17 protein-coding genes are annotated in these 21,606 nt (G+C 32.6%); all 17 read right to left on the bottom strand.

Annotated features, from left to right (window positions below):
* Positions 1–45 precede the first annotated feature (45 nt).
* Positions 46–1,290, bottom strand: a complete 1,245-nt coding sequence (locus tag M4I23_RS12445) for a DUF4876 domain-containing protein (protein WP_249754604.1) — start codon at positions 1,288–1,290, stop codon at positions 46–48.
* Positions 1,291–1,323: 33 nt separating this feature from the next.
* Positions 1,324–4,308 carry a TonB-dependent receptor gene (locus M4I23_RS12440; RefSeq protein ID WP_249754603.1) on the bottom strand — a complete coding sequence of 995 codons (2,985 nt, stop codon included), beginning with the start codon at positions 4,306–4,308 and terminating at the stop codon, positions 1,324–1,326.
* Positions 4,309–4,440: 132 nt separating this feature from the next.
* The gene (locus M4I23_RS12435) at positions 4,441–5,613 is read right to left on the bottom strand and encodes a FecR family protein (protein WP_249754602.1); all 1,173 of its coding nucleotides are present in this window, start codon (positions 5,611–5,613) and stop codon (positions 4,441–4,443) included.
* A gap of 129 nt (positions 5,614–5,742) precedes the next feature.
* On the bottom strand, positions 5,743–6,276 hold the full coding sequence (locus M4I23_RS12430; RefSeq protein WP_199269878.1) for an RNA polymerase sigma-70 factor: 534 nt from the start codon (positions 6,274–6,276) through the stop codon (positions 5,743–5,745).
* A gap of 682 nt (positions 6,277–6,958) precedes the next feature.
* Positions 6,959–7,486 carry an alpha-ribazole phosphatase gene (cobC, locus tag M4I23_RS12425; protein WP_249754601.1) on the bottom strand — a complete coding sequence of 176 codons (528 nt, stop codon included), beginning with the start codon at positions 7,484–7,486 and terminating at the stop codon, positions 6,959–6,961.
* Positions 7,471–8,274, bottom strand: coding sequence for an adenosylcobinamide-GDP ribazoletransferase (locus M4I23_RS12420; protein WP_249754600.1), 804 nt, complete (start codon positions 8,272–8,274; stop codon positions 7,471–7,473). Before M4I23_RS12420 ends, cobC begins: the two co-directional genes overlap by 16 nt.
* 5 nt (positions 8,275–8,279) lie before the next feature.
* Positions 8,280–9,317: a nicotinate-nucleotide--dimethylbenzimidazole phosphoribosyltransferase gene (cobT, locus tag M4I23_RS12415; protein WP_249754599.1), complete on the bottom strand. Its 1,038-nt coding sequence runs from the start codon at positions 9,315–9,317 to the stop codon at positions 8,280–8,282.
* A gap of 1 nt (position 9,318) precedes the next feature.
* On the bottom strand, positions 9,319–13,065 hold the full coding sequence (gene cobN, locus M4I23_RS12410; RefSeq protein ID WP_249754598.1) for a cobaltochelatase subunit CobN: 3,747 nt from the start codon (positions 13,063–13,065) through the stop codon (positions 9,319–9,321).
* Positions 13,066–13,128: 63 nt separating this feature from the next.
* Positions 13,129–14,202 carry a cobalamin biosynthesis protein CobW gene (gene cobW / locus M4I23_RS12405; protein ID WP_249754597.1) on the bottom strand — a complete coding sequence of 358 codons (1,074 nt, stop codon included), beginning with the start codon at positions 14,200–14,202 and terminating at the stop codon, positions 13,129–13,131.
* A 41-nt stretch (positions 14,203–14,243) separates the two neighbouring features.
* A complete protein-coding gene (locus M4I23_RS12400; protein WP_249754596.1) occupies positions 14,244–14,930 on the bottom strand; it encodes an energy-coupling factor ABC transporter permease in 687 nt (228 codons plus the stop codon).
* A gap of 55 nt (positions 14,931–14,985) precedes the next feature.
* Positions 14,986–15,576 (bottom strand): cob(I)yrinic acid a,c-diamide adenosyltransferase, encoded by a 591-nt coding sequence (locus M4I23_RS12395; RefSeq protein ID WP_158850676.1) that lies wholly within the window; start codon positions 15,574–15,576, stop codon positions 14,986–14,988.
* Positions 15,573–16,889, bottom strand: a complete 1,317-nt coding sequence (locus M4I23_RS12390; protein WP_249754595.1) for a cobyrinate a,c-diamide synthase — start codon at positions 16,887–16,889, stop codon at positions 15,573–15,575. The genes M4I23_RS12395 and M4I23_RS12390 overlap by 4 nt, the downstream gene beginning before the upstream one ends.
* Positions 16,886–17,404, bottom strand: a complete 519-nt coding sequence (locus M4I23_RS12385; protein WP_249754594.1) for a bifunctional adenosylcobinamide kinase/adenosylcobinamide-phosphate guanylyltransferase — start codon at positions 17,402–17,404, stop codon at positions 16,886–16,888. Before M4I23_RS12385 ends, M4I23_RS12390 begins: the two co-directional genes overlap by 4 nt.
* Positions 17,394–19,040: an AAA family ATPase gene (locus M4I23_RS12380; protein ID WP_249754593.1), complete on the bottom strand. Its 1,647-nt coding sequence runs from the start codon at positions 19,038–19,040 to the stop codon at positions 17,394–17,396. Before M4I23_RS12380 ends, M4I23_RS12385 begins: the two co-directional genes overlap by 11 nt.
* The gene (locus M4I23_RS12375) at positions 19,037–19,753 is read right to left on the bottom strand and encodes a hypothetical protein (RefSeq protein ID WP_158850684.1); all 717 of its coding nucleotides are present in this window, start codon (positions 19,751–19,753) and stop codon (positions 19,037–19,039) included. Before M4I23_RS12375 ends, M4I23_RS12380 begins: the two co-directional genes overlap by 4 nt.
* Positions 19,750–20,835 carry a cobalt-precorrin-5B (C(1))-methyltransferase CbiD gene (gene cbiD / locus M4I23_RS12370; protein ID WP_158850686.1) on the bottom strand — a complete coding sequence of 362 codons (1,086 nt, stop codon included), beginning with the start codon at positions 20,833–20,835 and terminating at the stop codon, positions 19,750–19,752. Before cbiD ends, M4I23_RS12375 begins: the two co-directional genes overlap by 4 nt.
* Positions 20,832–21,587: a precorrin-6A/cobalt-precorrin-6A reductase gene (locus tag M4I23_RS12365; RefSeq protein WP_249754592.1), complete on the bottom strand. Its 756-nt coding sequence runs from the start codon at positions 21,585–21,587 to the stop codon at positions 20,832–20,834. Before M4I23_RS12365 ends, cbiD begins: the two co-directional genes overlap by 4 nt.
* Positions 21,588–21,606 lie beyond the last annotated feature (19 nt).

The following is a 21,606-nucleotide window of genomic DNA, read 5'->3' as shown; positions in this document are numbered from 1 at the left end:
GAGAATGCAAAACACATTCTCTCTATTTTTAAATGGTTTGTTTTTTTAGTTGTTGTAACCATATTTATCTGGAAAATCTATTGCTTCAAAATCTACCGTTGAATTATTTGTGTCTAACAAAATAGTTCTACCAAAACGTGCACTAGCTACTTCGTCAATTTTTCTTCTAGAACTTAACCCCGTGTAAGAAATTGCTCCATCTGCATTTACATAAGTAAAACCACCATCAACAGAAGCTGGTATACGCTTATAGTCTGCCGCACCAGAATTATCTAAAATATCAACACCATCAACAACCTGATCAATAGAAATTTTCATTAATTTAAAAGTAGATGTCGATCCTGGCTCTGTATAATCTACAATATCCGAATCGCTAAAAACAGCTTCATTACTAACTAAAACTACACTAGCTGAAGCAGTACCTAATCTAAAAAAATTAGTTTCATCAAACATGTAAATATTAGTCATATTTGCAACTGCTGGGTTATCGAATTCAAAAAAAGAATTCCCACTACGACCTTGAGCCTCTAACCAATCTATTGAATAATGTTCTAGCGTAGCGTCTGTATTATCTAACTCTCCATCTGGATTTGCACTTCCTTCTTTATAATCAACAGCATTTAATGCTATTACAATACTTTTACCTGGCTCTACCGGATAATCGGTTCCTACTCCTGGTATTTGGCTCATTACATCTGTGTAAACATAAGTGTCATCTGTTAAAACTGTAGATAATGCGGTATCTCCAGAAACACCAGTATCTCCAAATAAATTTGCGATATACATGCCATCTGCATATAAAGTCTCAGATGAATTATTAAAAATTTCAACAAAAGCATCTTTAAATAAAGTGATGTACCCTGAGCCGGCAGAATACACTTCTTTAATAACTAAACCTCCATCTTGATTAACTGCATTAACCTCAACAATTGCGGTTGTTGTTACTTGTTTCATAACAGTAATATTATTTGCTGTACCACTTAAAGTATAGTCATCTGTGGATTTTGACGCTATTACAGTGTAAGTACCTACTGAAATGTTTGAAAACGTTACCAAACCGTCCGCACTAGTTGTTAAACTTAAAATAGAATTATCTACAGTATGGGTTGCTGTAATTTCTATACCATCTAAAGAAATATCACTAAGACCACTAGCCAATTCTATTTGAACTTGTAAATCTCCTAAATTTGCCACTGCATCATCATCACTACATGCCGTTGATATCCCAATTAACAAAAAAGCTGCTATTAGTTTTGTTAAACCTAATCTTTTTAAAATTGTTTTTTTCATGTTCTTAATTTATTGATTTATATAATTGTTAATTTATTTAATTAATAAGGTGAGATTAAAACCTACTGAAAGCTTAATGTTAAGTCTTCTTTTACTTCCTAAAAACTCGTAAGTTGGATTATACCACGGCGCATTATTTGCGTAGAAACTAAACGAATGTCCTTGTTTAGATTCTTTACGTATTTGTAAATTAAAATTGCTATAGAAAGGTGTTTCTGTGGTGGTAAAGGTATTTTCATCTCTAATTAAATCAGCGAATTCTAAATTCATTCTGTTTGCTTCAGGGATTTCAACATAATTCCCATCGGCATCATAATATGCAAATGGATATAAGCTAGCTCCTATATACTCGCTACTTTCTTTAAAGTTTAATTCTGCAGAAAGGGTTAATACAAATCTCAAAGACGGAATATGTTGTATTAATGTTACCGTACCAAAACTTCTAACGGCTTTTGTTAATGTGTTTTCGTACACCCCGTAACGCACAGAATTATCACCAACAACGTACGCAGATTTATCAATATCAAATCCTTTATCCGTAACCAAACTTTCTAAGTAACTATATCTAAAATTAAATTGAGTATTGGTTGCTTTTATTTTTTCTGGGCTCAATGTAAGCTCAACACCATCGGTAGATGTAAAGGCATTATTTTTCATAACACTTACCGTTCTTGGAATATTACTTACTTCTCCTGTAGATTCAACTACCGGTTGTTCGCCCTCGGGAGCACTTGCTACTTGATAAACAGGTTTTGGAAGTAATATCAATTCTTCTGTTGTGTTAATCCCACGGCGCATATCTTTTTTAAAATAGGTGAAATTGATATTCATGAAGGCTGGGGACCAATCGAATCCTATTTCTTTTAAATCGGAATAATTAGGTTTTAAATGCTCGTTCGTAGGTTGGTAAACATAAGTACTAACTATAGCCAAACGCTCGTCTGGATTTTCGGCGTAATACTGAAAATTAATATAATCAATATAAGATCGACCAGGGTAAAGTTGCACCATAGCCGGCGCTTTATATGATACACCCCAAGCCGCTCGTCCCGTAAAATTATTATATTTTGACAAAAAAGACATACGAGGAGACCACAAATTGTAACGTTCCAACATATTATCATACCTTACTCCTAAATTAAGTTGTTGTTTAGAATTTTCACCTGTACGCTTTATTACAGTTTGATGGTATGCTGAAAATGTTTTAGATGCTGGTATTTTTTCAAAAGTTGTAGATCTACTACCTGCAATATCTTGTGAGTGTGCTATATTACCTGTAGACACCCTACCGCTACCCGTATTATCATCGAAAGTGTATTGCAGTCCAGTTTCAAAATTAAAATCTATAGTTTCTAAATTAAGGTGTTGTTGTGCATCTATTCTGCCATTTACATTAACAGGGCGTCCTTTAATATCTCTAGTTTGATTAAATGCATTTGGTGAATAGGTTGTTGCATAAGTACCACTCTCTAAAGCCTCGATAATTGGAAAAGGGCCATTAATAACATACGTATCATAATACGAATGTTGATTAACTAAACTACCACTAAAATTATAGCTTACTTTCCCTAAAATAGACGATGAAAAATCTCCCGAAAGTGTTGCCTGAAAAGAGGTGCTTTTTACATCTGCTTCGTTTTTATAAACCTCTTCAGGTTCATGACGATTTCCATCATCTGAATGACCAATTCTAAAAGATGTAAAATGATTCCATTCTAAATTTTCAAACACCGGGAGTTTCCATCTCAATCCTAAATTAAAACTTTGATAAAATAATTTTCTTTCCGTAGGAGAACCAGAGGAATAAGCATACGAAAAATCAGAGTTTAAAACACCATAATTATTTAACTCATACCCTTTTGCTATAGATGCCTGATAATTTGTAGAAGACACATTTGTCGAGACGATATAAGGCGATTTACCTACTTTACTTTTCACTAAAATTCCACCAGACGATAAATTCCCATACTTGGGTGATGCCACACCTGCTATAACCTCAACAGATTCTACATTTGCTAATGTTATACTTCTTAAATCTACACCTCCAGCAACATTAGATTTCCCCCCATCTAAGGACGATGCATTTTTTGTTTGCATATTTGCATCTGTACTTATTGCTGCTCCATCCAAAATAATTGCCGTTCCAAATGCATTTACATCAGAAGCTACAGCGCTTCTTAAGTTAGCCTGTTTGGTTGATGTTAAATCGGATTGTTGTGCTTTATTTCCGGGAAGTAAACTTAGCACGTCTGCCAGGTTCATGGCTTGTACTTGCTTCATGGCTTGGCTACCTATTTTATAAGATGAAGTCCCCTCTCTACTCACTGTTTTTGTAGCGGTAACCACTACCGTATCTAAATCTAATAAATCTTCCTTTAGTGTTATATTTATATTCGATAAATCTAATTCTAAGGCTAAATCAATCTCTTTTATTTTATAACCAATAAGGCTTAAATTTAAAAGAAAGTTATTATGAGGCAACTGTAACGAAAACTCACCGTTTTTATTTGTAAATGTCCCAATATTTAACTCGGCAACTATAACATTAACATCAGAAAGCGGTTTATTATTTATATCTAATACACGCCCTTTTATTTCTACTTTATCATAATTTTTTTCTCCAGCTTCTTTGTTATTAACCTCGATAGGTTTCTCTTTAATTAAGATAACATTATCATCCATCATCGTTACATCAACATTCCCTCCCGATAAAGCCAACGTTAAAAGTTTATCAACTTTAATAATTCCTTTTTTCAATTCTACTTTAGGAAAAAACTCAAATAGAGATTGCCTATAAATAAACATGTAGTCGCTAGATTGTTCTTTAATAATTTTAAAAACTTCATCGACGGTAACTACTTGGTCTTCCGTAATATTGATTTTAGCATTTTGAGATAGCGCATTGTTAGAACTAAAGCCAAACATTGTAGCACAAAACAAGAATACAAATATTCGCATAATACAGTTTAAGAGACCTTTTCTTGAAACAGAGCAGGCACTAATTAATTTAAATTTCATTACTTTGTAAATTATTAGTTGATTAAACTTTTTTAGTTGATTAATTATTTAGTGCGGAGAAATAGTCTTGAGCTTGGCGGTTTAAACTATTTCTCCTTTTTTATTACAGTGCTATTAAAAAAATTTAAGCTTTTATTTTATAATTACAGACTTTTTATTAATCTCATAAGAATTAATAATATTGGCTTTCTGAAAAATGGTTAGTATTTTTTCAATACTATAATTCTTCTTTAAGGCTCCTATAAATTTTTGTGTTTCTAAATCTTTTTTCTCGAAAGCAACATCTATATCGTACCATCTAGAAAGCACCATCATGATATCTTTAAGTGTTTTATTTTCAAAATTAAATACACCATCCTTCCATGCTATTTCGTTATAAACATCAACATGAGCTATGGCGAAAACATTGTTTTCTATATTTAAAATCGATTGCTGTTTAGGTATTAAGTTTTCTTTTATCTCACCAGAACTCACTTCTACTTTTCCTTCTACTAAAGTTGTGTAGATATTAACCTCATCTTGATAAGCTTTAATATTAAATTCTGTACCTAACACTTCTACATTTTGTCCCTTACTTATAACCTGGAATTTGGCGCCGTTATGATTGGTACTTGGAGATACATCAAAATATGCCTCACCGTAAACAAGTTCTACCAAACGTGGGTTTCCTTTTATAAAATATACAGGGTATTTTAATTTAGATTCTGAATTTAACCATACATGTGTACCATCTTCAAGCGTAATTTGAAATTGCCCTCCTTTTGGAATACTTAAATAGTTAAAAGAGATTTCCTCTTCTACGACTTGTTTTTTTAGATTTTCTTGATAAACAAGTTCTTCTCCTTCACTTTTTAAGTATTCAGCTTCATACTTTACGCCTTTAACCAATTCTACAACTTCTCCGCTCTCCAAGGTTAATAAAGCCTTATCGATACCTGGTTCTATTTGATTATCGACAATAATAGGTGCGTTTATATTATTACCTAAACTATTTCCTTTTAAAAAGTACGTTGATGATAGCACTCCTAGAACAATTGCTGCTGCTGCCGCATACTGCCAGCGGTACGTTTTTTTAGGCATAACTAGTTTAGATTTTATAATTTGCCAATCTGCTTTACTATCTATTTTTGATTTAAGATGTAATCTCGATTCTATTTTATCTTCTTCTGTAAGTCTTTTTAAAATATCTTCTTTTTCTTCTTCAGAAAACAAATTAGAAGTCTCTAATTCCTTAGCGCTTTTATCTTTCAAAAGAGAAGACGCTATTTGCTTAGATAATATTATGATTTTCTTAAAGTTCATCATTAGTTTCAACCACTATTTATTACTAAGACGACAAAAAAGTAAACTAGGGTTAAAAAAAAATGATTTTTTTTAAATAAAATGTAAAAAATTAACAAATAAGATTATTACTTATTATCGGGTGCCCCATTTTTAATTGGAAGATTGAAAGGCAAAAGCCACTATAAAGAAGTAGTTTTTTAATAAAGGCCTTAAACGTTTGTAAGCTATTTTTTTTTGACCTTTAACCGTATTTACAGATATTTTTAAGTGTTCAGCAATTTCTGCATTTGATAAATCTTTAATACTTAATCTAATTATTTGAGCACATTTGTTGGGTAATGTATTTATAGCTTCTTCTATTCTGGAAGATGTTTCTTCTATAATAACCTCTTTTAAGTAAAAAGACTCTTTATTTAATTGATCTAACTCTTCCACCGGCATATGTTCGGTTGTTTTAACTCTTTTGCTTTTTAAAAAATCTAACGATCTATTTTTAACAGAAGTGTATAAATAAGATTTTATAGCTAGTTCATTATTAAACTCAATTTCATCTTCCCAAACCTTAATAAAAACATCTTGAACTAAGTCTTTGGCTACCTCTAAATCGCTTACATAATTGGTAGAAAAAACACATAGCGAACCATATAAAGAATCGAAAACATCCTTATATTCTTTTATTGACAAAGTATGCCTGTCTTTTATCTTGAACAAGTGCTTTAATTAATTTTTGGTTATCAAATCTAATTAAAAACACCAAAATCTAAAGGCCTTCAATAGCTTTTTATCTTTTGACAAAAAAAACAAAGTTAAAAAAAGCATTTATTCAATTTTAATAATGATTATTTGCTAATTTCAGAATTATTAAAACTAAAAAGGTTAGCATTTTCTTTTTAACTCCCTTCTATTAACAAATTAATTTTTAGAAAATTTGCCCCATATAAGGGTATTATTTAAAAAGGATAAAATTGAAAAACTCGAGATTAAAACTATAAATGCCATTAGAAAACGGAAGCATTATTAACACCTATCTTTTTCTGTTTTACACTCTTTCAATGGCATGCTTGGCAGTTTGCTTGTATGCTTTATTCTACTCGTATATCTCTATTATTACAAATGCACAGAACCCTGCAAACCCATTAATATTTTATTTCAGAATACATTCTAATTAATATTTGGTTCTAAAAAGCATAATCCTACATTGTTCTTAGAAATCAAATTCAGACAATAGAGAGTAAACCTGCTATTGTATCAATAAAAAAGTTCCCTATTCCATTCTTGTTTGGATAAATAACAGCAAAAAAATAAAATAGATTTGATTAACACCTAATTCCTCGAATAAATATAATTATGCAGTTTCTTCACATATCTAAGCGTTATAAACTACCTTCAAAACAGCACCATATTCAATAGTTAGGGAATTAAACGATTTTTTCAACTCTATATTATTAAAGTGTGCCCATAAACTTCTTATAACTCCTGAGTGAGTTACAATGGCTATTTTACTATAATAATTTGGTATTTCTTCTATAAATTCGACTGCTCGACTTTGTTGTTCTTGGTAAGACTCACCTTTATAAGCAGGTTTATTTACCCAATCATCATACCAAGGCTGTATCTCATTATTTGGTATGTCGCTCCATTCTTTAAGCTCCCACGAACCAAAATCGAGTTCCATTAAACGCTTATCTCTTGTAATATCTTGAGAAATTAAATTTGCCAATTGCGTACACCGTTGTAAAGGGCTAGAGTACACTTTATCAAAACTATTAGGAATTGCCCTCAAAACCTTTTCAGCTTCTTTTAGAAAACTATTTTTTAAAGGAATATCACTCTGCCCATAACAAATACCCTTTTCAATATCTGGAGTAGTATGCCTAATTAAATATATTTCCATAAAATAAAAATGCTTAGATAAAATATAATTTCGCTTATTTGTTGAATAGCTCCTAGGCAATCCCCTGTATAACCACCAATCCACTTGTTAAAAAACCTGACAAGAAGCACTCTAACCAGATAGATTGGAAAAAGTAACAAAAACACATAGGGTGTTTGAAATAAAAACAAGGGAAATAAAGCAAACGTAAGTGCTAAAAGAAATGCTGGACTAGTCCACTTTAAACCTTCTGGAGTTATTGATTTTAATTTTGAAGTGCCATCATTTATACGAGCATATTGATGCGTAATCATGACACTAACAGCTAACACTCTACTAATACTATGACCAGCGAGCGAAACAAATAAAATAAAATAATAAGTAGGAATTCCATGTGCCATAGGTAAATCGACCAAAGCTACTAATAATTGAAACTTCAACAAAAGTGCCATTACTAAAGCTATAGCTCCATAAGCACCTATAGTGCTATCCTTCATTATTAAAAGAATTTTTTCTTTATTCCATCCGCCTCCAAAACCATCAACAGTATCTGCCAAACCATCTTCATGAAAAGCTCCTGTTAGTAACAAACTACTAATAAAGGAAACAGTTACCGCTATAGAAACTGGCAAAATAGTAAGTAACAAAATTAATATCACAGCAGAAACCCCACCAACCAACAAACCTATAAGCGGTAAATATTTAACTGACGCTTTAGAATACTCTTTTTTAAATTGAATGCCTTTAGGAATAGGAATTCTCGTATAAAACATTAATGCTGTAAAGAATATTTGGACTTCCCTTTTCATTAATTTTATTTATTAGCCACGTTTACATCATCAAAACTGGCCATTTCGTTTATAAAACTCACTGCAGACTGTACTAAAGGGAAAGCAATGGCAGCTCCCGTGCCTTCTCCTAACCTCAACCCTAAATTCAATAAAGGTTTAGCTTCAAAATGATCTAATATTTTTTGATGTCCTGGCTCTCCAGAGGTATGTGCAAAAACACAATAATCAATAACTTTTGGGTTTAATTTTGAAGCAACCAATAATGCAGATGTTATGATAAATCCATCTATTAATAAAACCATTTTTAATTCAGCGGCTTGCAGCATAGCTCCTGCTATCATGGCTATTTCAAAACCACCAAACGTTTGTAAAATTTCTTCTGTTGATGATACCGAACTGTGCTTTTCTATAACAGCTCTAAGCACTTGCTTTTTATTTACAACGCCATCACTATCTAAACCAGCTCCCATTCCAACACAATCTTCAATTGACATCCCTAACAATTTGCTCATTAACAAAGATGCTGAACTTGTATTTCCAATCCCCATCTCTCCAAAACCAATAATATTAGACCCTTCGGAATAAATTCTAGTGGCTATTTCTGCTCCTTTTTCAATGCACTTTTCACTTTGCTCTTTAGTCATTGCTGGTTGATACAGATAATTGTTTGTTCCTAAATCAATTTTTTCGTCAATTAATCCTGGTAAATTCTTAAAATCATATTTTACACCCGAATCAATTACTTTTAACGCAATGTTATGCTGTTTAGTAAACACATTAATACCTGCGCCACCACTTAAAAAATTATAGACCATTTGCCAAGTAACTTCTTGTGGATTAGGGTTAACAACGCCTTCTTCTGCAATACCATGGTCTGCAGCAAATAAAGCAATAGTTGGCTTGCTTAATTTAGGACTTAAAGTTTGCTGAATAACACCTATTTTTATAGCAATTTCTTCCAACATTCCAAGAGATCCTTTAGGTTTTGTTTTATTATTTACTTTGTGAACTAATTGTTCTAAAATGGCTTTATCTGGTGATTGAATCTTAAATGTTTTCATTTTATTCTGTTATGTTATCGGATTTTTTATAAATTTCTTTTAATTCTTCAATAGTTTCTTCGGATGGGTTTTCCCACATACCTCTTTGAATCGCTTCTAACATACGTTCCGACATATCTTTTAAAGCCCAAGGATTATGCTCTTCTATAAATGCTTTATTTTCGGCATCAAACAAATACGCATCGGTAATTTGCTCGTACATAAAATCTTCTATTAAATTTGTTGTAGCGTCATATGCAAAAAGATAATCCATAGTTGCTGCCATTTCAAAAGCACCTTTATAACCATGGTCTTGCATACCCTTCATCCATTTCGGATTGACGACTCTAGAGCGAAATACTTTTAATAACTCTTCTTTTAATGATTTTACCTTCGGATTTTCAGGACGTGAATGATCTCCAAAATAGGTTTCGGGTTGTGAACCTTTTACAGTATTCACCGCTGCCGTCATTCCTCCTTGAAATTGATAATAATCATCAGAATCTAAAATATCATGTTCTCTATTATCTTGATTCTGCATTACGACTTCAATAGATGATAATCGTTTTTTAAAGGTTTCGTGAGCAGATTTTCCACTGTTATTTTTACCAGAATAGGCATAACCACTCCAGTTAATATAAGCCTGAGCTAAATCGTCAGAAGTAGTCCAGTTTTTTCCATCAATTAAACCTTGTAATCCAGCTCCATAAGCACCCGGTTTAGAACCAAAAACACGATATAAAGCTCTTTCATTAGCTTGTTTCTCGTCCAAACCTTCTTGTTGCCATTGCTTTTTTTCTTCTTCTACACGTTTTTTAATAGGGTTTTGCTCATCCGTTTCATCTAATTCGGCTACTTTTTCAATAGCAGCATTAAAAAGAGAAATTAAATCAGGAAAAGCATCTCTAAAAAATCCAGAAATACGTAGCATAACATCTACTCGTGGTCTTTTCAATTCTAAGGTAGATAATACTTTAAAATCTTTAACTCTTCTGTTGCTTCCTTGCCAAACGGGTTTTACACCAATTAAAGCTAAGGCTTGTGCAATATCATCTCCACTTGTTCGCATTGTTGAGGTTCCCCAAACGGATAAACCGATAGATGTAGGGTATTCACCATTTTCTTGTTGATAACGGTCAATAATATTTTGTGCACTTTTTTGACCTAATTGATACGCAGTTTCTGAAGGAACCGTTCTAACATCCACAGAATAAAAATTACGTCCTGTAGGTAAAATATCGATACGTCCTCTTGTTGGTGCGCCAGAACCTCCTGCAGGAATATATTGTCCGTTTAATCCTTTAATTAAATGCGTAATTTCATTACTTGTTTTTTGTAAAACAGGCAAGGTATGTTGTTGTATGTATTTTATAATTAGTGCTGTTTCAACACCAATTTTATTGATGAGATTTCCATCTAATAATTGACTAACGATATTCTTAGCCTTATTTTCTAATAACTCAACTGCTTGTCCGTAACTTCTGCAATGAATTCCGAATATTTCTTTTTCAAAGCTATCCGAATAAACAACATTTATTGGGTCAAAGTTAAGTTGTAAATCATCGGCTAAAGATTGCGTAATTCCTTTTAAATCTCCTTGTGGTAAACGATGTAAGGCTACAATTAAATCTACTAATTTTTCTTCTATTGGTAACCTTCCTAATATATGTAAACCACCTCTAATTTGAGATTCTTTTAATTCACATAAATACCCATCAATCACTTCTAATAAAGCATCAATATCTTTTCCGTCTTGGTTTAAATCAGATTTAAGGTGACTTTCATTTACAAGATTTTCAATTTTTACTTTAATTAATGAAGCTCTTTTTTTATCAACCAAAGCAGACTCGTAAAACTCATCAATTAATAATTCTAATTTTAATAAATCACCATAATTTTCTGCTCTTGTCATTGGCGGAATTAAATGGTCTAATATAATCGCTTGATTTCTTCTTTTAGCTTGAGTTCCTTCTCCTGGGTCATTAATAATAAAAGGATAAAAATGAGGAATCGGACCTAAAATAGCAGCGGGAAAACAAGTTTCTTTACTTAACGCAACACTTTTTCCGGGCAACCATTCTAAATTCCCATGTTTACCAATATGTACTAAAGCATCTGCTTTAAAATCGTGTTGTAACCAAATATAATAGGCTAAATAGGCTGGTGTAGGTGGTAAATCAGGCGAATGATAACTGGCTTGTAAATCTAAATTATAACCTCTACTAGGTTGAATACTTATCAATATATTTTCAGAAACAAAACCAGGAATTAAAAAATAACCTGCTTTGTAATTAGGTGATTTCTCAGGCTTTCCCCATTGTTTTTCTACTTTCTCACGAAGTTCGTCTGATAATTGATTGTAATAATGATAAAAAATACCAGCATCTAATTTAATGGTACGCCTTTCATTTAATGTGTTTATAGTTTCTAAATCGTTGGTAACAGCATTGGTTAATTTATCTATTAGTTCGTTTGTTGATTTTGGATAATCATCGGCTAAACTATAATTTTCATCAGCTAATTGTGTTAATATTTGTAACGTACTTTGTGGTGTATCTAAACCGACACCATTTGCTAAACGACTATTTTTATTTGGGTAATTTGGTAATACTAATGCTATTTTCTTTTCTGAATTCTTTTTGTGCTGTAAGTTTATCCAAGCTTTAGACATTTGCGCAACAAATTCACATCCTTCAATATTGGGTACATAAGAAACCACTTCTGAATCGGTTAACGAATCTTTTTCTATAGATTCTTTAAATGAAATGACTTTCGATATAATTTTACCATCAACTTCGGGTAAGGCAATATTCATAGCAATATCCGTAGGTGGTAATCCGAAAGAACCTTCTAACCAACTTTCACGATTGCAGCTTCCCATGATGGCTTGTATAACAGGCACATTAAAAACATCAAATAAACTTTGTGTTGTTTCATGAAATCCTTGTACACTAAAACCGGTAGTATTTAAAATTATTTGTGGTTTTTCTATGTGATGTGATTTTAATAAATCGAAAATTTGTTGCTGAATATCATGCTCACGATATCCCGCAGCCATTAGTGCAATTGCAGAAATTTCTTCTGCTTCTAAGGCATCAATAATACTATGTATAGGTGCTAAATTATTGGATAGATAATAACTTCTATAACCAAAAATAATAGCTTGTTTTTTTTCTTTATTTTGAGTTGATGAATTATAAATTCCTTCTTTTGGGTGATACAAAAATAAATCGGGAATGGTTTTAATCGCATTCGGAATTACAACTTCATCTGTAATTCTATTGCTGATTAATTGTAATGCGGCTTCACAATTTTCAAGTCCGCCAGACTGAATGTATTTCCAAATTAAATCGACATCTTTTAACGGAATGTTAGAAGATTGCATCAATTCTAAATCGGGTTTGTTATCACCTGGTAAAAACACCAACTGAATGTTATGCTCTTCACAACATTCAGTAAGTGCTTCACATAGATAATTATAATAGGCTTTTCCTCCTAAAAGTTTTAAAACAACAATTTTAGCAGAAGAAATCACCTCATCAACATAAGTATCTATGGTTAATTCTTGTTTAAAATAACTAAGGTTTGCAAACCGAAAAATTGGTGGGTTTACAACAGAATCATGGATTAGTTTATAGGCATTATTCATCATAAACAAATCGGAATCTGCTGAAGATAAAAAAACAATATCTCCAGGAGATTGATCGATGTAAAAGACGCCTTCATCATTTGGATTCCAGCCGCCTGGTATGGTAGAAATTAAATGCACTTTTTATAATTTTTCATGAAACCTAACTACTTTTTGAACACAATAGAACAGTGAACTATTTATCTAGTGAGAATGAGAATGCCCGTGCTCATGGTCGTGACTATGTGCATGCGTCTTTATTTTGTTCTCTTCTGTAAGTTCTATGTTTTTACCAATAACGACAATACTTGTTTTACGATTTTCAGTAGCTCCCCAAGGTCTTTCAAAATAGTAATCAAAACGAGAACCTACGCCTTGTAAAACCATACGCATGGGCTTGTTAGGAATATTTACAAAACCTTTAATTCTATAAATTTCGTATTGTGCTACAAGTGCTTTTAACTCTTTTACTAAGGCTTTAATATCTGCTGTTTCAGAATATTCTAATAAAACCGTTTTAACATCATCATTATGGTGGTGATGATTTCCGTGTTTATGGTGCTCTTCGTGAATTGAATGACGATTATCTACATCATCCTCAGCAGAAGCTTCAATACCTAACAATAAAGCATTATCTAATTCACCATTTATAACAGGAATAATTTTAGTATTTGGTCTTGCTTTAGCAGTAATTATTTTAGTGATTTCCTCGAATTTCTCGTCATCAACTAAATCTCTTTTACTTACCAAAACTAAATCAGCACAACCTAATTGGTCTAAAAAAAGTTCTTCAATTGGCGTTTCATGATCTAAAGAATCATCTGCTAATCGTTGTGCTTGCACACGTTCTCTATCACAAATTTCTCCAGTAGCAATTCCTACTGCATCCACAACTGTAATCACAGAATCAATAGTAATATGAGGTTTTAAATCTGGCCAGTTAACCGCTTTTACTAAGGGTTTTGGCATCGATAAACCTGATGTTTCTATAACAATATGGTCAATTTCTTCTTTACGTTCTAATAATTGTAACATAGAAGGTAAAAACTCTTCTTGTACCGTACAGCAAATACAACCGTTTGGTAATTGAATTAAGTTACACCCCTCATCACCACAATCAGAAGATGCTATTAGTTGTCCATCTACATCTACTTCTCCAAATTCATTTACCAAAACAGCAATACGCTTTCCATTGGCATTTTTTAGCATATTATGTACTAAGGTCGTTTTTCCAACACCTAAAAATCCGGTAACAATAGTAATTGGTATTTTACTCATTTTTATATTTATTTAAATTTGAAAATTTTCAGGCAGTTAATTTATGCTTGTATAGCATTATAAAGTCTCTTCTCTAAAAAGCTACTTTCTTTAAGTTTACCTGTTAAGTATTTTGCTGCAGCTAATACTCCCAAATCTACCAATGGTTCAATTAACACAACTAACATATAAGCACCACCAAAACTAAGTATGTTTAATAGGTTTTCTACACCAACACCTTGACCATATATTGCCCAAAATGTAACCCAACCAACAATACCTGCTTGATACACTAATGATAGTTTTAAAACTTGTGCGTATTTTAATTTGATGTAAGGTGTGTCTTTTGTTATTGCTTTATCAGCAACATAAGAAAGTGCCATTAATGGAACAAGTAAGGTGGTGATGTTCATTCCATATTGAGGTAAATCAATTTGTGCAAAGAATACGCCTTGAATTAATAACCCTAGTGCGAGTCCGATACTTGCAGGTGCTAGACCAAAAAGTAAAAATAATGTGGAACCCAAAATAAAGTGAACTTCAGAAACCCCTACTGAATAATGTGGTAATACTTGAAAAAATGTAAATACTAAAGCTGTAGTTGCAACAGATTTGACTAAGAAACTCAAAGGATTGGTCTTTTTAATGTTGCTAAAAGATGATTTAGCTACTCCCATAATTGCGACTGCGGCTGTTACGTATGAAAGCCCGATTTTCGCTGAATCTACTATTCCTGGTTCAATGTGCATAATGTTTGTTTTTAAAAATTATTATTTATTAAATTGTTTATATTCTATGTTTACTTTAATCTTTTGTTACTTTTTTCTTTCTTTTATATAAGAATAAGTTCCATTTTTCTTCGGCAACACCGTGCTTGTCCATTTCTGCTCTCGCCATTGTAAAAAACAAATCGGATAGCCTGTTAACATAACTCATGATGTAATCGTGAACACATTCTGGGTCTTCTTGCATTAGTGTAACCAATTGTCTTTCACCTCGTCTTGTTTGCGTTCTACAAACATGGCAAAGCGCCGATATTTCATTACCTCCTGGTAATAAAAAGTAATCTGAAGGAGAAGTAATTTTTTCTTCCATTTCATCCATCCAATTTTCGCAAAAATCAGCACCGTCTTTAGGTTCCGGATTAGGATTTTCTTTTTTAGAATTTGATGGACGTGCTAAATGAGACATCATATTCATCATATCCTTTTGAACACGATGTAAATTAGGCTGCCATTCGTGTTCGTTTCCTAGTTTAGAACGCATTAAGCCAATGGTAGAATTCACCTCATCCAACGTTCCAATACATTCAATTCTTGGAGAGTTTTTAAACTCTCTTTTCCCTCCAAAAACGCCGGTACTACCTTTATCTCCTTTTCTTGTGTAAATCTTCATAGGCTATTATTTATTTCGTTAATTAATTGTGTAAGTTTTTCTGATGTACCCAAATAATGATGCACATAAGAAGCCATTACGTTTTGTTTTTTATAAATTTTTGTAGTTGTATTGCCTGCTCTCGCATTTGTAATTGTTGCGTCAATAGTTGTTTCATTATTATTAATCAGGCTAGAATAATGAAACTCGTGTCCTTTAAAAATACTATCGTTAATAGTAGAAGTACGATATCCTAAATGCAATTTTTTATCTGCAATTGTAGATTCGAAATCGAAGAAATTTACCATTTCAAAAGATTCATTATCTTCAGAAATAATAGATTTCCCTAAATACATCATACCACCACATTCGGCATATATTTGTCCGCCGTTCTTAGCAAATTTGTGAATACTATGGCGCATTATTTTATTAGCGGATAGTTCTTTTAAATAAACCTCAGGATATCCTCCAGGGAAATAGATAAAATCACAATCAGGAATTTCAGCATCGTGAATAGGGCTAAAAAACTGAACAGTCCCTAATTGTTCCATTGCTGTTATATTTTGAGGATATATAAAGTTGAAAGCTTCATCTTTAGCGACCGCAAATTTTATTTTTTCAGTAAGATTTTTTTCTTCGGATGAAATAGGAATACAAACCACATCTTTTGAAGCTTCTAATATTGCTTTCCAATCCATAGTTGTTTCTAAAGCATCAGCAATTTCATCAATCAGAATATCAAATTTTTCTATTTCCTGAATATTTAACCCAAGATGTCTTGATGGAATTTCAATGTTTTTTAAGTTTGATAAATAACCAAAACATTGCACACCAATATCCTCACAAGCTTCTTGCAACATTGTATAATGTCTTTCGGAACCAACACGGTTAAAAACAACGCCCATTACTTTTACTTCTGCATCAAAATTGACAAAACCCTGAATAAGTGGAGCAACAGAATATGCAACCGCTTTGGCATCAATCACCAATAAAACGGGTGTATCTAATTTCTTAGCCATTTCTGCAGTACTACCTTTGTCTTTCTCAGAACCATCAAATAAACCCATTACACCTTCGATGCAATTTACTTGAGAATCTTTACCGTAAAAGTTTAGATTGTTATTAATATCTTCTTGAGACATCATAAACAAATCTAGATTGACACCTATTTGTCCACAAGCCAATTGATGAAACTTTGGGTCTATATAATCCGGACCAACTTTAAAAGGCTGTACCGCTTTTGTTTTACGTTTCAATAAACGCAACAAACCTAAAGTAAGGGTTGTTTTACCTGCGTTGCTACTTGGAGCCGATATGATGAGTTGTTTTATCATCCTTTTGTATGTATTGGAATTCCAGAAACCATAAAGTCTACCTTAGTTGCTTTCTTGGCGATATATTGATTCACCTTTCCCTGTAAGTCTACAAATTGCCGAGTTGCTTTTTCCATAGGTATAACTCCCAAACCAATCTCGTTAGTAATGGCTATTACAATACTATTTTCCTTGCATAATAAATCCCATTCTTTAATTACAAAGTCGTAGCTTAAAGTCGCATCGTATTTAAAATGATCCATAACGTTAGTGATCCAAAGTGTAATACAGTCTACAAACAACACCTTATTAACTGCCGTTATTTTACTAATATCGAGTTCCTCTTCAATGGTTGTCCAATTATCTGTACGCCTTTGTTTGTGGATTTCAATACGTTTACAGTATTCATCGTCCCAATATTTAGAGGTTGCTAAATACGTAGGAGCATCATCTAGATTTAAAGCAATTGTCTCGCCATATTCACTCTTACCAGATCGTTGTCCTCCTGTAATAATATGTACTATTTTAGTGCTCATTGTCTGTGATTAAACATTCATAATTTGCATTAATACGATGCGCTAAATCAGAAGCAACGCCTATTTTAACCATGCCTTTTTCGGCATCAATAATTTGAGTCGTTTGTACACCTTTACAATAGGTCTGAAAAGCCAATACGGTAGCTTCTAAACTATCCTCTGTATTTAGTTTACCATCAGTAATAATATGAAGGTTGTGATTAAATTCTATATCGGAACAAATTCCCTTTACGTGTTTAAAACCAGCTGTTAAATTGGTTTTACCACCTGTTTTAAGAGCGGTTAATGCGATTTCAATAGCTTTTAAAACGCCTGTTCTATTTAAAATATGTTGCGCTTCTCCGTCAAACAAAGAAATAATAGAAAACTGTGTGTTTTGATTTTTAGAGGCTTCTGCTATTTTATTTACCGTGCCTTTGGCGTAAGCTATAATTTGATCTTTTAACATGGAACCACTAGAATCTATCAAGAATATATGATGCTGTTTTAAAAGCTTATTTTTACGCTTGTTTTTTAATTCGAATTTATCTGTTGCTAAATATTGACTTACTGTTTTTTTGGTATCAATTAACGCAATATTACCTTCTGAATTTTGAATTGAATGCGTTCCGTTTTGAACGGTATTTGTACGAATGTCTTTGGGCTTATGAAACTTATTCTGTGGAAGTAACATATTTACTTTATCTTCTTTTGAAGGACTAACTTCTGAAGGTTTTTCTTCTGGTTGATTATTTTGATCTGGAGAGGAATTTTCCTTATTTGGTTCATTATTTAAACTCCTATGGTTTAACACCAAATCTGCAATAGTATCAACATCTTTTATGGTGATGTTTGAAGTATTTTGATAGGCAACATAAGCTCTCGCTGTTTTTAGCAGTAAAATATCTGCCCGCAACCCTTCCACTTGATGCTGTATTGCTAATTGGCTACAATAGGCTATAGTGTCATCAGTAATCTGTATTGATTTCAATCTGTTTTTAGCAGCTTCAATTCGTGATTTAATACGATCATCTTCAACGCTATAATCAGCAACAAACTGTAAAGGATCATCATCAAATTCAAAACGTTGTTTAATGATTTTCTGACGTACTTTTGGATCTACAGACGTTGTAATATTTACACTTAAACCAAAACGATCTTTTAGTTGTGGTCTTAAATTTCCTTCTTCAGGATTCATAGAACCTACTAAACAAAATCGACTTTCAAAATAGCGAGATACACCTTCTCTTTCTAAATAATAATTGCCAGAAGCAGCAGCATCTAATAAGATATCGGTAAGATAATCTTGTAATAAATTAACCTCATCTACATATAAAACACCTTGGTGTGCTTGTGCCATTAAGCCTAGATTAACAACTTCTTTTTTAGCATTTATCAATTGTTCTAAATCTATACTTCCTATTAATCTATCTTCTGAAACACCAATGGGTAAATTAACAAAAGGATAGTTTTCTTGATTTCCCATTAGGCTTGTTAACGATCTAATCAAGGTCGTTTTTCCTGTTCCTTTATCACCAACAGCTAAAACTCCACCAATTAGAGGATCTACCAAATTTAAAATAAGTGCTAACTTAAAGTGGTCTTGCCCCACAATGGCAGAAAACGGAAAATTCATATATTCTTCAACTTGTCTCATATTGCATAAAAACCGTTATAAATCCAAACCATTCCAATAATTACAGAAGCCATTCCTGCAATACCATTCATCCACTTAAAAATGGATAAATTACGTTCTAAAAACCGACTCATTACAGATATTAAAACGTAACTATAAACACCCATGGCTATAATAATCCCTAGACTTTCTACAGCTAGAATTAGAATAGCTTCGCCTATGGTAGCACTACTTAATACTAGAGCAGAAGTTAAAGCTCCTCCTGTACCTGCTAAGCCGTGCAGCATACCAATCCAAAATGATTTATTCATTGGGTTTACGGCTATTTCTTCTCCTTTAGTACCATGTAGATGTATGGGATTAGAAAGATCATGTTCGTGAGCCTCAATTTTTTTATGATCCTTTACCATGTTATTAATGGCATGATTTCTTTTTATGGCAACAATCCCCAACCAAATCATAATTGGGCCAACAGCTAATTCTGCATAAAACGAAATATTATGTACAACCAATGTTGCCATACTTTTAAAAAGTAGAGCTGTTCCTCCAAAAAGTAATAAAGTCGCCGAGTGTCCAAATGCCCATTGGGAGGCTTTAAAAACCGTTTTAAAGTTTACTCTTTTATTATTAATGCTATTTTCGGAAGCTAATACTGAAACTGCCGTAACATGATCTGGCTCAAAGGAATGCAGTATTCCTGCCATTAATGGCCTAATTAAAGAAATTACTGTCATTTTTTAATAAATTTAATAAGTGTTCCATTTTTATCTATAAGATAGATATCCAATTCTACCTGTTTAATTTTTATATGTGTATGCTGGTAACAATGCTTAAGTAACAACTGAAAAAAAGGTGAGTTTTGTTCAAAATCAAACAATTCGGTTAACCGTCCCGCCATATTTAAGGCTTTAATTTTATCTGCTTCATAAAAACCGACCTCTTCGGCCAATTGCACTATAAAATCTTTATTCCAACTAGATACACAACTATGTGTATCAGTAATACCTGCTGCTAATTTTGCAGCTTTACCAAGCATGATACCAATACTAACTTTTTCAATTGGGCATTGATTAATTTTAGTCAGCGTTTCCCCTATCCAATTCCCATAATGGATAAAACCATATTCGGGTAAATAATCGAATTTAGCCGACAAATATTTTTCACTTCTTGCTCCTGAATTAATGACCAATTCCGTCACATTATTGGCAACAGCAACATCAATACCTTGCTCTATACTTGCGATATAAGATGATGACGAATAGGGCTTAACAATGCCAGTTGTTCCTAAAATGGAAATGCCGTTCATAATACCCACACGCTCATTAAGTGTGCGTTTAGCAATCTTTCGTCCATTAGTAACATATACAGTCACAGATACACCACATTCTAAATCGTAATCGTGCAATAGTTTTTGAATAGCACTTGTAATCATTTTTCTAGGAACCGGATTAATAGCCGGCTCTCCAATAGCCAATTCTAAGCCTTTAAGCGTTACCGTTCCTACACCTTCACCGGCTATAAATTGAATATCTTTTTCTTGTGTTAAACTCAAAACACATCCTATTTCAGCACCATTAGTTACATCAGGGTCATCACCAGCATCTTTAATTACAGAACATTTGGCAGTATTTTCTGTAAACTCACAATGATGCACAGGAATTTCTAATACTTTATCAATAGGCAAGTGAACTTTTACAGAAACTATTTCCTTTTGATGAATAATAGCCATCAACCCAGATTTCGCTGCAGCTGCAGCACAGGTTCCTGTTGTAAACCCTTCTCTTAACGGCCCTTTTGGAATCTCTCTTAAACTCATATTTTCAATGTTTTAAGAATGAGTAATTCCAATGTACTAACATCAAACACGACTTTAAAATATGTCGGTATTTTGGGCTGTTCAATAATAATAATTTGTGAATTTGTTTGTAAAGCAGCTTCTATTTTTGTGTTTAAAAAACCACTATCACCTGTTTCTTTTGTTAAAACAACGTTGATATCGTTCGCTTCAATTATACTAACCTCTTTTTTTAAATCTTCCGAAGGCAAACCTAAAATCAATTGTTTTTCGGGAAAATTACTCTCAGCAGCAATCGCCAATGATTCAGGTCTATCTAGTATTCTAAAATAGGTTGCCTGTTTTTCCCACCAAGGTTTTAATCTTTTAATAGATTGCACGCCCGTTAACGCTAATACAATTTGATTCTTTTCAAACAATTCTAAAGCATCATCATAAGAATCTACATAAAATACAGATGGGTTAATTATTTTAGAAAGTAACTTTCTTCCAAATCGTATCACTGGAATTTGTAAACGTTCTGCAACTTTTGCTATTGTACTATGTAATATTTCAGCAAAAGGATGCGAAGCATTTATAATAGTATGAATTTCATTGTTTAATAGGTATTCTTCTAGTTGTTGTTCATCTAAAGCGCCATGTCTATAACTAGCTATTTCATTTTCTTCAAAAGGAATATTTGTTTTAGTTGAATACACAAATGGCATAGCCAAACTTTCTAATAAAGTAGCTACTTTTTTCCCTTCTGTTGTTCCTCCAAAAACTAATATCATTTGCTTTTTATTATGAATG

It is taken from the genome of Algibacter sp. L4_22 (assembly GCF_023473045.1).
GTDB lineage: Bacteria > Bacteroidota > Bacteroidia > Flavobacteriales > Flavobacteriaceae > Algibacter.
Note: the sequence above shows the minus strand (reverse complement) of the source record. Positions and strands in the feature narration are given on the sequence as shown.

Bases quoted from the DNA above. Each gene is read 5' to 3' on its own strand.
- M4I23_RS12380 (WP_249754593.1), bottom strand. From the start codon at position 19,040: ATGAGACAAGTTGAAGAATATATGAATTTTCCGTTTTCTGCCATTGTG.
- cobT (WP_249754599.1), bottom strand. From the start codon at position 9,317: ATGAAAACATTTAAGATTCAATCACCAGATAAAGCCATTTTAGAACAA.
- M4I23_RS12390 (WP_249754595.1), bottom strand. From the start codon at position 16,889: ATGATAAAACAACTCATCATATCGGCTCCAAGTAGCAACGCAGGTAAA.
- M4I23_RS12395 (WP_158850676.1), bottom strand. From the start codon at position 15,576: ATGAAGATTTACACAAGAAAAGGAGATAAAGGTAGTACCGGCGTTTTT.
- cbiD (WP_158850686.1), bottom strand. From the start codon at position 20,835: ATGAGTTTAAGAGAGATTCCAAAAGGGCCGTTAAGAGAAGGGTTTACA.
- M4I23_RS12400 (WP_249754596.1), bottom strand. From the start codon at position 14,930: ATGCACATTGAACCAGGAATAGTAGATTCAGCGAAAATCGGGCTTTCA.
- cobC (WP_249754601.1), bottom strand. From the start codon at position 7,486: ATGGAAATATATTTAATTAGGCATACTACTCCAGATATTGAAAAGGGT.
- cobW (WP_249754597.1), bottom strand. From the start codon at position 14,202: ATGAGTAAAATACCAATTACTATTGTTACCGGATTTTTAGGTGTTGGA.
- M4I23_RS12420 (WP_249754600.1), bottom strand. From the start codon at position 8,274: ATGAAAAGGGAAGTCCAAATATTCTTTACAGCATTAATGTTTTATACG.
- M4I23_RS12445 (WP_249754604.1), bottom strand. From the start codon at position 1,290: ATGAAAAAAACAATTTTAAAAAGATTAGGTTTAACAAAACTAATAGCA.
- M4I23_RS12375 (WP_158850684.1), bottom strand. From the start codon at position 19,753: ATGACAGTAATTTCTTTAATTAGGCCATTAATGGCAGGAATACTGCAT.
- M4I23_RS12365 (WP_249754592.1), bottom strand. From the start codon at position 21,587: ATGATATTAGTTTTTGGAGGAACAACAGAAGGGAAAAAAGTAGCTACT.
- M4I23_RS12435 (WP_249754602.1), bottom strand. From the start codon at position 5,613: ATGATGAACTTTAAGAAAATCATAATATTATCTAAGCAAATAGCGTCT.
- M4I23_RS12440 (WP_249754603.1), bottom strand. From the start codon at position 4,308: ATGAAATTTAAATTAATTAGTGCCTGCTCTGTTTCAAGAAAAGGTCTC.
- M4I23_RS12385 (WP_249754594.1), bottom strand. From the start codon at position 17,404: ATGAGCACTAAAATAGTACATATTATTACAGGAGGACAACGATCTGGT.